Origin of the sequence: Natrononativus amylolyticus, from assembly GCF_024362525.1 — an archaeon.
In the GTDB taxonomy this organism is placed as follows: Archaea; Halobacteriota; Halobacteria; order Halobacteriales; family Natrialbaceae; genus Natrononativus; species Natrononativus amylolyticus.
In genome coordinates, this window is the sequence record NZ_CP101458.1 from 1316179 (window position 1) to 1330434 (window position 14256).

Here is a 14256-nt window from a genome sequence, read left to right on the forward strand (position 1 = left end):
CCACCGAGACCACTGACCTCTCACAAGGAATACAATACACTCTGTTATCATAAAATTGTTGATTCGTTTCTAGATATCAGCGCCACCGCCGCAGTTTCCGCTCGAGTCTGACCGACCGCGGGACGTGCGAGCCGGCGCTTCGAAGCCTGAGATCGCCCGTTCCGAACAGTGCGGCGACGACACCGGTGATCGCGCCGACCAGCACCGCGTTCACGGCGCCGATCGCGACGAGCGGGTGGAGTCCGTGGAGCCACGCCAGCACCGACGGCGGCAACACCAGCAGGTACCGCGACTCCTCGACGTGGTGGACGGTCTCTCCGCTTTCCTCGGGTGCCGTGAGCGTCACCGTCGTCCCGCCGGTCGCGCGGCTGCCAACCGCGACGCGCTCCGTGGCGACCGCCGTGGCGCCGCTGGCCGGCTCGAGGACCGCGACGACGGGCACGAAGCCGGCGTTGTCGATCGCGTGCTCGAGTTCGGTCGTCTCCCCGGGTGCGACGACCTGTGGGTCCTCGGTCGGCGACGCCGTCGCCACGAGGCCGTACTCGTGAACCCCAGACGGGACGACCATCGCCGCGGTTGCGAGCGTCACGAGGACGAGCAACACGGCGACGAGGACGGTTCGGAACGCGAGCACGTTTCGCCGCGAGTCGGGCCGACGCGGGTGGCGCGTCGCCGCGCCGGATCGGTCGAGCAGCGCGCCGAAACCGAGCAGGGCGACGCCGACGCCGACGAGCAGCGCCCCGACGTTGTCGCCCTCGAGCTGGGCCGTCGTCCCGGCCGCCCCGGTCACCGAGCCGACGGCGGTTTCGACGCCGCTCTGGACGCCCATGATCGCCGTTCCGAGGTGCGGGATGGTGACGACCTCGCCGTTCACCTGGAGGGCGACGGCCACGATCTGGCCGTCGGTCACCGGCGGCTCGCCGCCGTCCTGGTCGGTAAACGGGTTCGCGTCGCCGTGGGTGACGTAGCCCTCGTCGGTCTCGGCGACGACCCGGTGAGTCGTGAGCCCGCCGTCGTGGAGGTGCGTGGCGTCGAAGACGACGACGTCGCCCGTTCCCACCTCGCCGGCGACCGCACTCGGCACCGCGACGAAGCCGTCGCCGGCGTCCATCGTCGGCTCCATACTCCCCGTCGCGACGTAGCCGAGCAGGATCGGTTGGCCGAACAACTGGCCGAGGAGCAACGAGAGCACCACGACCGCGAGGACGACGGCGCCCGCTCGCTCGAGAATCGTTCGCGCCGTCATCCGGGCGTATCCTCCCTGTCCATCGCTCGAGTGTCCCTCACCGTTTCCCACTGCCGGCGCCCGCCCGCAGCCCGACCCGCGGTCCGGTTCGATGCCGGCCGCCCCACCGCACCGGGGGCGTTTCGTCCGTTCTGGGTCGGGAACCGGTCTAAATCTTGTGGCCGTTCGCCCGAAGCGCGACCCGCGAACGCGCGCTCGAGCGGCGTTCGCGACACGAAGTCACCACCGCCAGCGCCGGCGGACGGCGCCGGCTGCGAACAGCAGGCCGAGCACCGCCGGCGGCGCGACGGCGACCCCCATCGAACTCGCCAGTTCGCGGCTGCCGGCCGACAGCAGCGGCTGCGTGACCGTCACCTCCCCCGCCTCGACGCCGCTGATCGCCACCTCGTAGGTCCCTTCCTCGGCGAGCGGTCGTTCGAACGTCACCGTTCGTTCCTCGCCCGGCTCGAGCGCGAGCGCCTGGGTCTCGAGGACGATCCCCCCGACGGCGAACTCCGCGAAGACGTCGCCCGCCTCGTCGCCGTGGTTCTCGAAGGTCGCCGTCGCCACGACGGGCTCGCCGGGTCGGACCGTCTCCGACTCGAGGGTCGCGTCGTCGACGGTGACGTTCGCGCCGCCGGTCGGTTCCGAAACCGTTACCGTCTCGGTGTGGTCGCCGATCCCCACCTCGAACGTGCCGGCGAGGTCCATCGACCGCTCGAACTCGACGGTTTCGGTTTCGCCGGGGCCGACCACCACGGTCGTCCGATCGACCACCACCCCGTCGACGGTGAGTTCGACCGGCACCACCGCGGTTCGCTCGCCGGGGTTCTCGAGCGTGGCGGTCACCGAGAGGGTGTCGCCGGCCTCGAGGTCGGTGCCCGAGAGGGTGACGGCTGGGGGCTCGAGGCTCACCTGCTCCGCCGCCCGGCTATCGCTGTCGTCGTCATCCTCTGCGTACTCGACGGTGAACGTGATCTCCTCGCGCGCGTCCGACGCCACGTGGGTGTCGACGGCGACCCCGATCGAGATCGGTTCGCCGGGGGTTGGCTCGAGGGGGCTCGAGCCGTCGACCGGCGTTCCGGATTCGTCGTAGAGGGTGAGGCCGTCGACGTCGTGCTCAAGCCAGATCCGCTCGACTGCGTCGTCGGTAGCGGTGACCGTGAACACGTCGTCCGCCGTGGTTACGGCGTCGTCGTTGAGGCGGTCGAGTTTGAGCTCGAGGTCGCCGTTTTCGGTGGTGGCGTACTGGCTTGTTGGCTCGAGAGAGATAGGGTTAGTGGTGTCAAAATTCAGTGCAATGGCAGTAGCTGGAAATATCAAAAGAGATGAAAGAACCACAACAAAAAGAAGTGTACGAATGTCCATCAGTAATCTAAAATAACTCTATGACCACCAGTTAGGTGTTAGTCGCCGTTGCCAGAGGAATCGAAATTGGCAGTAATCCTGAATTGATCAATAGAACCCAACGCATCCTCAATATCTTGATGAGTCTCAGCGTTACTGATCTTAGATGGCCTCGTGTCAAACTTAAAGCCATAGTCCTCATCATCATCTGCCGAAATATCACTCCCATCAGCGTTCATATCAATAACTTCGTTAAGAATATTTGCATCGTCGCCATCAATTTCGGTGCCATCCTGGTCTAATAGGTCTATAGAGATTGTTACTTTATTAGACCCATTATTTTCAATATTGAATACATTATCGAAATTAGTTACTGCATCTTTGTTTAAATCGTCAAAGGTGAACTCAACAATCCCATCACCATCACTAATATAATTGTCATTTCCAGAAAGGCTGAGATAAGCATCTGAATCATCCGCGACCTCAATAGTCGCGCTTCGGTCCGCCTCTACACTACTAAACGCACCCGTCCCGAGCGCGGCTCCGCCGCCAGCGACGATCGTTCCCAGTCCAAGTAACACATTGCGTCTGTTCATTCTCATGGTTATGGTCTCCGTTTGATCCACGCCGGCAACCGTATGCGATGGTTACCGGGTGTCTCTTACTCGAGTAAAAGAACGTCACCCCCTTTGTATTGATCCGCCAGAACGTCCGAACGGTCGGCCATACCATCGTTCAACCCGCCCCTGAACGGCCTCGGAAAACCGTTCACGCCGTCAAGAGACGCCTGAAACCCGAAAATCGTGTCACTGGCCACCAGCCGGCAGCGACAAAGACTATATATCACCTATTCGTATTTTCTTTCTAGATTGTTGTTCCAATGGCGACGAAAAACGAGCGTCGATCGCGGCGGGGGGAAATCTTCGACCTGCTCAGTAACCACCGTCGCCGGTACGCCATTCACTACTGCAAGCGCGAGGGCGAGGCGGTGACGCTGGGTGACCTCGCCGAACACGTCGCCGCCTGGGAACTCGATAAGGAAGTCCAGGAGTTGACCTCCGCGGAGCGCAAGCGCGTGTACACGTCGTTGCAGCAGACGCATTTGCCGACGCTCGAGCGGGCGGGGATGGTGGTTTTCGATAACCGGACGATCGAGTTGACGGAGGATGCGGACGAACTCGAGGTCTATCTGGACGTTGTCCCCGGTGATTCGGTTCCGTGGGGAGTGTACTATCTCGGGCTTTCTGCGCTCGGGTTTGTCGTGATGGGTGGGTTGTGGCTCGAGTGGATTCCAATCGGAACAGTTCCGGAAATAGGATGGGCAACAGGCCTGATCATGCTATTCGCGGCATCAGCGCTCGTTCACGTCGCACAAAATCGGCGAATGCGTCTCGGCGAAATGGAGCGACCACCGTAACTGATGGTGCAAAATCTAACAAGTATTGCAATGGTACTGATCTTGCTGGGGATAGCTGCACTAATCGCACCAACGTTTGGATTCAGCACACTAGCAAGCGACCGTGGTGTTTCCGTTTCTGTAGCAGAAAACGATCGGGCACTTGTTGCTCTGGTAGGGGAGGAATTTGAAGATTTGCCCAACAACGAATTTGTTGAAGTCGCGTCACTCGAAAATAATATGGATGAACAACTGACTGTCGACTACAGAATTTCAACAGACCATGATGAACCAATAATTTCTTTTGATGGAGATGATGGGAATGAGGTTAGTGGGACGACTGAAATCAATCAGGCGGAAGGAATTGAACTGAATTGCGGGCCGGGGAATAACGATGTTATCACATTAACCGTTAATATTGAAGAGGCATCTAACAGTTACGTAACGGTCCAAAATGCAGAAATGAAGTTGGTATTCGATTGTGATGAGGGAGAAGTATCTGAGCCGGGGACCTCAAATAGCTTGGAACGGCTTGAGGCAGAAGGAACCCGCGGGAATATCAATGAGGTAACGGTAACGTTCGAGACGAAATCTGTCGTCGAAATAACTATCGAACTGCTGAACGAAGACGAGGATGTAATAGGGAGTCGATCCCTCGAGGAGGTAGCAACTGGAGAGGAACAAATTGAAGTGATAGATATAGACCCTACAGATCCGGTTGTTATTCAGGTGACCATTCACGGGTCGGAAGACTCCGAAGAGGAATACTGTGAAGGGGTAATAGAGGATAATCAGGATCTAATTAGTCTTGCAAATGGAGGTTTCGACTGTGACTAACGTATATCGGGCGATATTCGCTCATGTGTTGATATTGAAGTAGGATTTAGAGAATTCTATTGTTAAACGTGACAGTACGTACCTAAAAGCATCTCAAGCCACTCAATGCGAACCCCTTTTGCCCACTCATAACAGACACCCGCCTATGGCGACCAATACGATCAGCGACCGACACGAGCACGTCCGCTCGATCGGCGTGACCGCGTTCGCCGCCCTCCTCGGGGTCGGCACCGCGTTCGTCTCCTCGTTTCTGACCGCGGACGCGGCGTCGTTCGACGCGGCCGCTCGAGAGACGACCGCCTACCTGATCGTCTTCGCGGTGATCGCCCTCGAGGTTCTCGTGATAAAGAACTCGGGGCTGTACACCGAAGACGAGTTCGGCATCAAGCACTACCTGTTTCTCACGTTCATGACATTCTCCCTGTGGTTCGTGACGTGGGGTATCCTGCTCACCTCCCAGGCGGGGGCGTAATCGATGGCAGACGACAGCATCGCCGTCGTCGATCTGGACCGCTGCCAGCCCGACCGGTGTAACTACGAGTGCAAGAACTACTGCCCACCGAATCGGACGGGTAAGGAGTGTATTACCCTTCGCGGCGAGGAGACCGCGGAGGGTCAGCCCGACCAGGTGCGCATCTCCGAGGAGATCTGTCTGGGCGAGACCTGCGGGATCTGCGTCGAGAAGTGCCCCTTCGACGCCATCGAGATCATCAACCTCCCCCAGGAACTCACCGAGGACCCCGCCCACCGCTACGGCGAGAACGCCTTCTCGCTGTACGGGCTGCCCGCCCCCCAGGAGGGGAAGGTAACGGGCATCCTGGGGCCGAACGGGATCGGGAAGACGACCGCGGTTCGCATCCTCGCGGGCGAACTCGAGCCCAACCTCGGCCGCTTCGAGGAGCCGCCGGGGTGGGACGAAGTCGAGGAGGCCTACCGCGGCACCGAACTCCAGGACTACATCGCCGACGTGCGCGAGGGGGCGGTGACGGTCGCCAGGAAGCCCCAGTACGTCGACCAGATTCCCGAACAGTTCGACGGCAACACCCGCGAACTGCTCGAGCGGACGAACGAACGCGACGCGCTCGAGTCGCTGGTCGAGCGGCTCTCGATCGGCCCGGTGATGGACCAGGAGATCGACAACCTCTCCGGCGGCGAACTCCAGCGGGTCGCCCTCGCCGCGACGCTCGCCCGCGACACCGACTTCTACTTCTTGGACGAGATCACTCCGTACCTCGACATCGGCCAGCGAGTCACGGCGGCCCGGCTGATCCGCGAACTCGCCGAGGAGGACGACAAGTCGATGCTGGTCGTCGAACACGACCTCGCGATCCTCGACTTACTCGCGGACACCCTCCACGTCGCCTACGGTGGGCCCGGCGCCTACGGTGTCATCACGACCCCGAAGTCCGTCCGCAACGGCATCAACGAGTATCTCAAGGGCTACCTCGAGAACGAGAACATGCGGATCCGGCCGAACCCCATCCAGTTCGAGGAACACGCGCCGCGGGCGGTCGAACGCGGCGAGACGCTCGTCGAGTACCCCGACCTGAAAAAGAGCTACGGCGAGGGCGAGTTCAGCCTCGAAGTCGAGGGCGGCGAGATTCGCAAGAACGAGGTGCTCGGAATCGTCGGCCCCAACGGGATCGGGAAGTCGACGTTCGCGAGGCTCCTGACGGGGGACCTCGAGGCCGAGGAGGGGGACGCCGACCTCGACCTCGAGATCTCCTACAAGCCCCAGTACGTCACCATCGACCAGCAGATGCGCGTCGACGTCTTCCTCTCCTCGATCACCGACCAGTTCGGCTCCTCGTACTGGAACACCGAGATCGCGGGGCCGCTCCAGCTAGAGCGGATCATGGAGCAGAACCTCGCGGACCTCTCCGGCGGGGAGCGCCAGCGGGTCGCCATCGCGGCCTGTCTCTCCGACAGCGCAGATCTCTACTTGCTCGACGAGCCCTCCGCCCACCTCGACGTCGAACAGCGGGTGCAGGCCACCCGCGCCATCCGCCGCTACGCCGAGCAGCAGGACGCGACGGTGCTGGTCATCGACCACGACATCTACATGATCGACCTGCTGGCCGACCGGCTGATGGTGTTCGACGGCGAACCCGCCGTCCACGGCCGGGCCGGCACGCCCCAGTCGATGCGCGGCGGGATGAACGACTTCCTCTCGAACCTCGAGATCACGTTCCGCCGGGACGAGCGGACCTCGCGCCCGCGGATCAACAAGCCCGACTCGCAACTCGACAGCGAGCAAAAGCGCGAGGGCGAGTACTACTACGCGCCCTGAATCGAGAGGCCGCTACGGTTTTTCCTCGAGCGACGTTCGGATCGCCACGCCGAGCAGCGTCAGCGCCAGCCCCGCCAGCATCGCGCCGACGACCGCACTCGAGACCACCACGCCCCCGGTGAGCCCGACGGCCGCACCCGCGGCCGCCACGACCGGCCCGAGAAGGGCGAGGCCGAGCGCGGCGGTCGCGAGCAGGTCGTCGGAGAGCCCGTCTTCCGGCGGCGCCGGCCGCTCGAGCGGGTCGACCAGCCGCCACTCGGGGCCGCGCTCGTCCTCGAGACGGAGGTGGTCGCTCAACGACGCCAGCATCGCGTTTCCAGCGGTTCGGACCGAGAGCGTCCACCAGTCGGTCGCGTCGTCGGCGTCCTCGCCGACGTCGGTCCGCACCAGGTACACCGACTCGCCGACCAGGTGGTCGATCGAGGAGGCGTCGTAGCCGACGTCCTCGACGATCCGCGCGAGCAGGAACTCCTGGGACCACGGGATCGGCTTCTCGAGGTCGAACGTGACCCGCTCGCCGTGTGGCAGCTCGACGGCGAGCCAGACCGTCGTCGCGTCGGTCGACTCGAGGTCGGTGACCCGCCCCTCGACGTACCCTTCCGGGGTCGTCCGGAGGTGGACGCGACCGAGTTCGTCGGCCAGTCTGTCCGCGGAATCGTCGACCGAATCGTCGTCTCCGACCGCGGGCTCGGTCCGCTCGTCGGTCGACCCCTCGCGCTCGATTTCGATCTCGATCTCACCGTCGTCGCGGTCGGTCACGGAAACACCTCCGATGGCCGGTTCGGAGCGCCGCACTGGGTGCCGGTCGTCGGCTCGCCGGCGATCGACCGCGTCGGCTGTCGGTACCGGGCGACTGCGGACGGTCGGGCTCGAGTGATCCAGATCACGGGGCGTCAGTCTCGGTGTAGGGGACCGCGCCGTTAAGTCGTTGCCGCCGGCCGCGACGACAGAGCCGAAGTCCGCCTCGCGCGGTCGGCGCGGTTCTGACGGACCGGACGGCGAATTCGACGGGCGTCGGCGCACGACCGGCGGTTCGGACTCAGCTGATCAGGCGCTGACAGCTGCCACAGAGGTTCTCCTCTTTGATGTCGACCTCGCGGACGGTCGGCGAGAAGTTCATCACGCAGCGCTGGTTGTCGCAGTGTTCCAGGCCGTAGGTGTGGCCGATCTCGTGGACGATCTCCTTGCGAACCCGATCTTCGAAGATGTCCGCCGCGCTCTTGTTCGAGAAGCCGCCGTCGGAGGAGGTCTGGAGGCGGTAGGTGGAGACGACGCTGCCGCTGCCGTCGAGGTAGGCGAGGCCGAAGACGTAGTTTCGCCGCCGGTAGAAGAGGTCCTGGGGGGTGATCGCGATGTTCTTGTCACCGCGGCCGACGCGTTCGGCGAGCTGGATGAACGTCTCCGCACAGTACTGGTTTCGTCCGGAGTCGTACGCGCCGTTCGGGATCGACTGGGCGTCGTTGACGGTGACGTCGCAGTCGTAGACCGATCGCAACGCGGAGGACGCCGCCCGCTTGACCTCGGCGGGCACGTTGCCGACCGGCACGATATCGACGAGCATAGCAACCTCTATGCCCGCCCTCGGCATAAACGTCCCGCCGTGGTGTACTCTCGCCGAACGCTCGAGGCAATCTGCGATTACCTGAACGGTTACGACCGGGTGGTCGAGGTCGGCGTCGGCCGCCGGTGCGACGTCGCCGCCGCGCTGGCGAAACGCGGGATTTCCGTCACCGCGACGGACGTTCACCCCCGCGAGGTACCCGACGGGGTCCGGTTCGTCGAAGACGACGTCGTCGACCCCGACCTCGAGGTGTACGCGGGCGCGGACGCGATCTTCGCGCGGAACCTGCCGCCCGAACTCCACCGGCCGACGCTCGCGGTCGCCCGTCGGGTCGACGCCGACGTCCTGTTTACCACCCTCGGCGGCGACCAGCCGGCGGTCCCCGTCCGCCGGGAAACCCTCCCGGGAGAGACCCTGTACGTCGCCGACCCGTGAGCGGATGGAGAGGATCACACGCGCTCCTCTCGAGTGCCGGGAGAACCCGGCGGACTTTACTCCCGGCGGAACCGTACCCCGCGTATGAACGTCGACGCCGTGGTTCTCGACATCGACGGAGTGCTCGTGGACGTCGCCGACTCCTACCGGCGGGCGATCCTCGAGTCCGTCGAGCACGTCTACGACCGCACGATCCGCCGCGAGGACATCCAGCGGTTCAAGGACGCGGGCGGGTTCAACAACGACTGGGAGCTGACCGACGCCGCCGCCCTCTACGTGCTCGCGACCGGCGAGGGGTACAGAGGGTCGATCGAGGAGTTCACCGACGACATCGCCACCGAGGGCGGCGGCCTCGAGGCGGCCGAGGCCGCCGTCCGCGACGCACTCGGCGCCCAGGCGGTCCAGCGGATTCGAAACCGGTGGGACCGCGAGCGGCTCCGTGACGTCTTCCAGCAGCTGTACCTCGGCGCCGACCTCTACCGGGGCCTCGAAGGCGGCGAGCCCGACCTCGAGACGCGGGGGTTCATCCACGACGAGCCGGTGATCCTCGAACCGGAAACCGTCGCGTACCTCACCGAGAACTACGCCGTCGGCGTGCTGACCGGCCGCCCCGAAGCGGAGGCCGAGATCGCCTTAGAGCGGGTCGACCTCGACGCGGTCGCCGTCGAACACCGCTTCACGATGGACGACTGGGAGGAAGGAAAGCCACACCCGCGGGCGCTGACGACGCTGGCCGAGCGGTTCGACGCCGACGCCGTCGCGTTCGTCGGCGACACCTTAGACGACGTGCGGACGGCGGTCAACGCAGCCGACGCCGACCCCGTGCGAGAGTACCGCGGGATCGGCGTCCTGACCGGCGGGCTGACCGGCGAGGCGGGCCGCCGGAAGTACGAGCGCGAGGGGGCGGCGGCCGTCCTCGAGTCGGTGAACGACCTGCCGGACCTGCTCGAGGGATAGCGGCAGCGCCGGAAAGCCGCGGATCAGTCGGTGATTCCGTCGTCCGGATCGGCGCCGCCCACCCGGCGATCTCGCCATCCGGGCCGATGCCGCCCACCTAGCGGCCTCGCCATCCGGGCCGACGCCGCCCACCCGGCGGCTGCGCCCGCCCGTTTTTTACCCGCCATCGGTGTAGCTCGCTATCACGACACATGCGCGACGGATTTACCAGAAGCGGTGACGACCTGCCCGGCGAGCCGGTTTCGCCGTGGCTCGCGACGACCCCCGACGCGGGCTACCCCGCGCTCGAGGAGACCCTCGGCGTCGACGTCGCCGTCGTCGGCGCCGGCATCGCCGGCCTCTCGGCGGCGCTGCACCTGCGCGAGCGGGGGAAGACGGTCGCGGTGCTCGAGCGCGACCGGGTCGCCGCGGGAGTCACCGGGAAGACGACGGCGAAGCTGACCAGCCAGCACGGCCTGTGCTACGACCACCTGCGACGGGAGTTCGGGCTGCGGGAGGCCCGGTGGTACGCCGCGGTGAACGAGGCGTCGATCGACGAGGTCGAGCGGCGGATCGACGAACTGGGGATCGACTGCGGCTTCGAGCGCCAGCCCTCCTACCTCTACGGCGACAGCCCCGACGAGATCGAGCGCGAAACCGACGCCGCCCGTGCGGCGGGTCTCGAGCCGTCGCTCGTCCGGTCGGTGCCGCCGTTCGAGCGGGCGAGTTCGGCGGTTCGGTTCGACGACCAGGCCTGGTTTCACCCCCGGAAGTACCTGCTCGCGGTCGCCGAGGAGCTCTACGAGGACGAGGGGGCGCGCGTCTACGAGCACACGCGGGTCACCGACGTCTCCGGGGGAACGCCCTGTCGCGTCCAGACCGAGGCGGGCGGCGTACAGGCGGAGCACGTCGTGCTCGCGACGGGCTTTCCGATCCTCGACCGGGCGGGCTACTTCACCCGGATGTACCCGAAGCGCTCCTACGTCCTGGGTGTGCGCCTCGAGGGCGAGCCGCCCGAGGGGATGTACTACCGCCCCGGCGATCCCTACCGCTCCGTGCGAACCCACCGCGACGAGAACGGCACCCTCCTGCTCGTCGGCGGCGAGAACCACAAGACCGGCCAGGGCGGCTCGACGAAGGAGCGCTACCGCCGGCTCGCCCGCTGGGCGCGCGAGCGGTTTCCGGTCGCCTCGATCGACTACCGGTGGTCGACCCAGGACTACCGGACGGCCGACCGGGTGCCGTTCGTCGGCCGCGCCGGCCCCGGCGCCGAGAACGTCTCCGTCGCCACCGGCTTTCGCGGCTGGGGGATGACCAACGGGATCGCCGCGGGGCGCCTGCTCGCCGAGCGCATCGCCGGCGACGATCCCCCCGAACTCGAGCTGTTCGACCCGCTGCGGTTCACCCCGAAGACGTCGTTCTCGAGGACCGTCACCGAGAACGCCGACGCCGCGAGCCAGTTCGCCACCGACTGGCTGCGGACGCTGCTGGGGCCGGATCTCGAGTCGGTCGACCCCGGCGAGGGACGCGTGTTCCGGGAGGGACCCCACCCGATCGCGGCCGCCCGCGACGACGACGGCGACCTCCACACCGTCTCGGCGGTCTGTACCCACACCTACTGTCTCGTCGACTGGAACGACGCCGAGTGCACCTGGGACTGCCCCTGCCACGGCTCGCGGTTCGACCCCGACGGCACGCTGCTCGAGGGACCGGCGACGGAGGACCTCCCCCGACGAGAGCCCCGGTAGCGGCTACGGCTCGCCGCCCAGCCCGGGGTACTCGACGACGATGCCGTCGACGCCCGCCCGCCGGAGCTGGTCGAACTGCACCCAGGTGTCGACCGTCCAGACGTTCACCGCCCACCCCGCCTCGCGGGCGGTCTCGAGCAGGTCGACCGCGGGGTCCGCCGCCGGCAGCGCGTCGTAGGCCTCCCCCGCGAGCGCCGTGCCGGCGATCGCGTTTCGCGGCGGGTGGATCGCCTCGCAGTCGTAGCGGCGGGCCACCTGGAGACCCGCCTCGAGATCGGTGTAACAGAGCGCCGCCGCCGGGTAGCCGGCCGCCACGTCGCGGGCGGCCGCGATCGCGCCCTCGCAGAACGACGAGAAGAGGATCTCGCCCCCGAACCCCTCACAGACCTCGACGACGCGCTCGACGAACGGCGACCAGCGCTCCCGGCGCTCGGCGCGGTCGGCCGCGGGAAGCGCCTCGCCGGGCCGGCGGTCCGCGGTACCGGGGTTCTTGAGTTCGACGTTGACCCCGATCGAGTCGGGAAGCGCGGCGAGAAACCGCTCGAGAGTGGGCACCGACGCGCCGCTCTCGAGCACCTCGCAGTCGGCCAGCGTCTCGAGGTCGGTCTCCCAGACGAGCCCCTCGCCGTCGGTGATGGGGCGGCCGTCGCGGTCGCCGTCGAGGCGGTCGTCGTGGAAGACGACCGGCGTGCCGCAGGCGGCGGGCTGGACGTCGATCTCGAGCATCTCGGTCTCCTCGCGGGCGGCGGCAAACTCGGCTGCGGCGACGGTGTTTTCGGGTGCGACGCCCGCGTAGCCGCGGTGGGCGATGACGGTCGGCTGGCTCATTACCCCGAGGAAGGGACGACCGCGAGTTGTATGTTCCCTTCTCGACGCCGCGAGAGCGCCGTGCAGGCTCAACGTTAACCCGGATTCGCGTCGACGGGGGACGTATGAGCGAGACGACTCTCGAGGAGGTCGAGGCGGCCCTCGAGCGGGCGAGCGAACTCGACGACGAGGCGGCCGCCGACCTGCTCCGGGACGCCCGCGCGAGGCTGGAGCGACTCGAGTCGGTCGACGACGAGCGCCGCGAGGCGCTCACGGATCGGATCGACCAGCGCCTCCGAGAGATCGACCAGCGGGACGCCTACGACGGCGACCTCGGCGCGGCGATGAACCCCGAGAACGACGACGCCCCCTGATCAGTCGCGGACGTCTCGGAGAGCCCGCGGGTCGGTTCCGGCGCACCAGCCGCCTGCGGGCGCGCCGGGAACTCGGTACAGCGGACCGCCTCAGTCCGACCGGGAGTACTCGTTCGCGCTCGAGTCCTCCTCCGAAGGCGCGACCGCGGCACCCTCGTAGGGTCGCAGACGGGGTCTCCAGCGCGAGACGTGCTCGCAGTAGTGGGCGTACCGCTCGCCGTAGGTTCGCTCGAGGCGCTTCTCCTCGACGCCGTTGACCAGCAGGAAAAACGCCGTCCAGAGCAGCCCCGCGTAGCCGACGACGGCCGTCGAGTCGAGCCACAACCCCGCGCCGAGAACGTAGAGGATGATGCCGACGAGCATCGGGTTTCGAAGGTGGGCGTAGATCCCCCCCGTAACCAGGCAGTCTCGACCGACGATCGGTACCGGTGCGCTCGCGCCGCTCGAGACCAGCGCGCTCAGCGCGAGGGCGTAACAGACCACACCGAGCCCCATCAGTACCGCGCCGACGGCCGACACCGGGAGCGCGCTGTCGAACAGCAGCGCGTCGAATCCGATCGGGGAGAGCGTCACCTGCGCCAGCGCGAACGGGACGACGGCGGCCAGGACGGCCGGGACGCCGACCGTGAACGCGACCACCCTCGCGACGGCGCGCACGGAGGTCATCGGCGGTGCTATCCACCCGGGAGGCATAAATGGGTGGGTGTCACCGCAGGGACAAGGCCCTTTTTCGCGGCCGGTGGACGGTGTGGCATGCACGACTACCCGCGCGGAATGGCTCACGTCGGCGTCACGGTCCCGGATATCGACGGCGCGATGGCGTGGTACGAGGACGTTCTCGGATTCGAGCCGGTGATGGGGCCGCTCGAGATCGACCACGGCGAGGAACACATCGGGCGGCTGTGTGCGGACGTGCTCGGCGAGTTCGACACCGTCAGGATCGGTCACATGGCGACCGGCAATCAGGTCGGCTTCGAACTGTTCGAGTTCGACGCCGACCGCGGCGAGGCCGACCCGGACCCGCGAGAGCCCGGCTACTTCCACGTCTGCGTGATCGACCCCGAGATCGAGGCGCTGGCCGAGGAGATCGACGCTGCCGGTGGCGAACACCACACCGAGATCTGGAGGCTGTTTCCCGACCAGGAGTACCGGATGACCTACTGCAAGGACCCCTGGGGGAACCTCCTCGAGATCTACACCCACGGTCACGAGCGGATCTACGCGAACCAGGGGGAGTACTGACGGTCGCGGGCTCGAGGAATGCGACGGGGCGGCGGCCGATACCACCGCGTTCCGCCCC

Annotated in this window: 16 protein-coding genes; 9 read left to right on the plus strand and 7 right to left on the minus strand. The window is 66.0% G+C overall.

Going from position 1 to position 14256, the window contains the following annotated elements; translation table 11 throughout:
- Positions 1-76: 76 nt before the first annotated feature.
- From NMQ11_RS06895 to NMQ11_RS06905, 3 genes are all read right to left on the minus strand, one after another.
- Positions 77-1246, minus strand: coding sequence for a S26 family signal peptidase (locus NMQ11_RS06895; protein ID WP_255170671.1), 1170 nt, complete (start codon positions 1244-1246; stop codon positions 77-79).
- Positions 1247-1465: 219 nt separating this feature from the next.
- The gene (locus tag NMQ11_RS06900; protein WP_255170672.1) at positions 1466-2548 is read right to left on the minus strand and encodes a CARDB domain-containing protein; all 1083 of its coding nucleotides are present in this window, start codon (positions 2546-2548) and stop codon (positions 1466-1468) included.
- 83 nt (positions 2549-2631) lie between these two features.
- Positions 2632-3174, minus strand: a complete 543-nt coding sequence (locus tag NMQ11_RS06905; protein WP_255170673.1) for a hypothetical protein — start codon at positions 3172-3174, stop codon at positions 2632-2634.
- Positions 3175-3452: 278 nt separating this feature from the next.
- Here NMQ11_RS06905 and NMQ11_RS06910 point away from each other — a divergent pair, with 278 nt between their 5' ends.
- From NMQ11_RS06910 to NMQ11_RS06925, 4 genes are all read left to right on the plus strand, one after another.
- Positions 3453-3989 carry a DUF7344 domain-containing protein gene (locus NMQ11_RS06910; RefSeq protein WP_255170674.1) on the plus strand — a complete coding sequence of 179 codons (537 nt, stop codon included), beginning with the start codon at positions 3453-3455 and terminating at the stop codon, positions 3987-3989.
- 30 nt (positions 3990-4019) lie between these two features.
- Complete coding sequence (locus NMQ11_RS06915) at positions 4020-4805, plus strand: hypothetical protein (protein WP_255170675.1); 786 nt, start codon at positions 4020-4022, stop codon at positions 4803-4805.
- 145 nt (positions 4806-4950) lie between these two features.
- Positions 4951-5277 carry an EMC6-like membrane protein gene (locus NMQ11_RS06920; RefSeq protein WP_255170676.1) on the plus strand — a complete coding sequence of 109 codons (327 nt, stop codon included), beginning with the start codon at positions 4951-4953 and terminating at the stop codon, positions 5275-5277.
- Between the two features lie 3 nt (positions 5278-5280).
- The gene (locus NMQ11_RS06925; protein WP_255170677.1) at positions 5281-7095 is read left to right on the plus strand and encodes a ribosome biogenesis/translation initiation ATPase RLI; all 1815 of its coding nucleotides are present in this window, start codon (positions 5281-5283) and stop codon (positions 7093-7095) included.
- 12 nt (positions 7096-7107) lie between these two features.
- On the opposite strand, the gene NMQ11_RS06930 is transcribed toward NMQ11_RS06925, so the two are convergent.
- Positions 7108-7854: a hypothetical protein gene (locus NMQ11_RS06930; RefSeq protein ID WP_255170678.1), complete on the minus strand. Its 747-nt coding sequence runs from the start codon at positions 7852-7854 to the stop codon at positions 7108-7110.
- A gap of 280 nt (positions 7855-8134) precedes the next feature.
- On the minus strand, positions 8135-8656 hold the full coding sequence (locus NMQ11_RS06935; protein ID WP_255170679.1) for an archaemetzincin family Zn-dependent metalloprotease: 522 nt from the start codon (positions 8654-8656) through the stop codon (positions 8135-8137).
- 39 nt (positions 8657-8695) lie between these two features.
- On the opposite strand from NMQ11_RS06935, the gene NMQ11_RS06940 reads away from it, so the two are divergent.
- The 3 genes from NMQ11_RS06940 (at position 8696) to NMQ11_RS06950 (ending at position 11775) form a co-directional block, all read left to right on the plus strand.
- Positions 8696-9091: a UPF0146 family protein gene (locus NMQ11_RS06940; RefSeq protein WP_255170680.1), complete on the plus strand. Its 396-nt coding sequence runs from the start codon at positions 8696-8698 to the stop codon at positions 9089-9091.
- Between the two features lie 84 nt (positions 9092-9175).
- On the plus strand, positions 9176-10048 hold the full coding sequence (locus NMQ11_RS06945; RefSeq protein ID WP_255170681.1) for a TIGR01548 family HAD-type hydrolase: 873 nt from the start codon (positions 9176-9178) through the stop codon (positions 10046-10048).
- A 191-nt stretch (positions 10049-10239) separates the two neighbouring features.
- Positions 10240-11775, plus strand: a complete 1536-nt coding sequence (locus NMQ11_RS06950) for an FAD-dependent oxidoreductase (RefSeq protein ID WP_255170682.1) — start codon at positions 10240-10242, stop codon at positions 11773-11775.
- Between the two features lie 3 nt (positions 11776-11778).
- On the opposite strand, the gene NMQ11_RS06955 is transcribed toward NMQ11_RS06950, so the two are convergent.
- Positions 11779-12603, minus strand: a complete 825-nt coding sequence (locus NMQ11_RS06955; protein ID WP_255170683.1) for a glycerophosphodiester phosphodiesterase — start codon at positions 12601-12603, stop codon at positions 11779-11781.
- A gap of 104 nt (positions 12604-12707) precedes the next feature.
- Here NMQ11_RS06955 and NMQ11_RS06960 point away from each other — a divergent pair, with 104 nt between their 5' ends.
- Entirely contained in the window at positions 12708-12956 is a 249-nt protein-coding gene (locus NMQ11_RS06960) for a hypothetical protein (RefSeq protein ID WP_255170684.1), read from the plus strand.
- Positions 12957-13046: 90 nt separating this feature from the next.
- Here the strand turns inward: NMQ11_RS06960 and NMQ11_RS06965 are convergent, their stop codons facing one another.
- Positions 13047-13622 (minus strand): methyltransferase family protein, encoded by a 576-nt coding sequence (locus NMQ11_RS06965; RefSeq protein WP_255170685.1) that lies wholly within the window; start codon positions 13620-13622, stop codon positions 13047-13049.
- An 87-nt stretch (positions 13623-13709) separates the two neighbouring features.
- Between NMQ11_RS06965 and NMQ11_RS06970 the strand changes: the two genes are divergently transcribed.
- Positions 13710-14198, plus strand: a complete 489-nt coding sequence (locus tag NMQ11_RS06970; RefSeq protein ID WP_255170686.1) for a VOC family protein — start codon at positions 13710-13712, stop codon at positions 14196-14198.
- Positions 14199-14256: the final 58 nt, after the last annotated feature.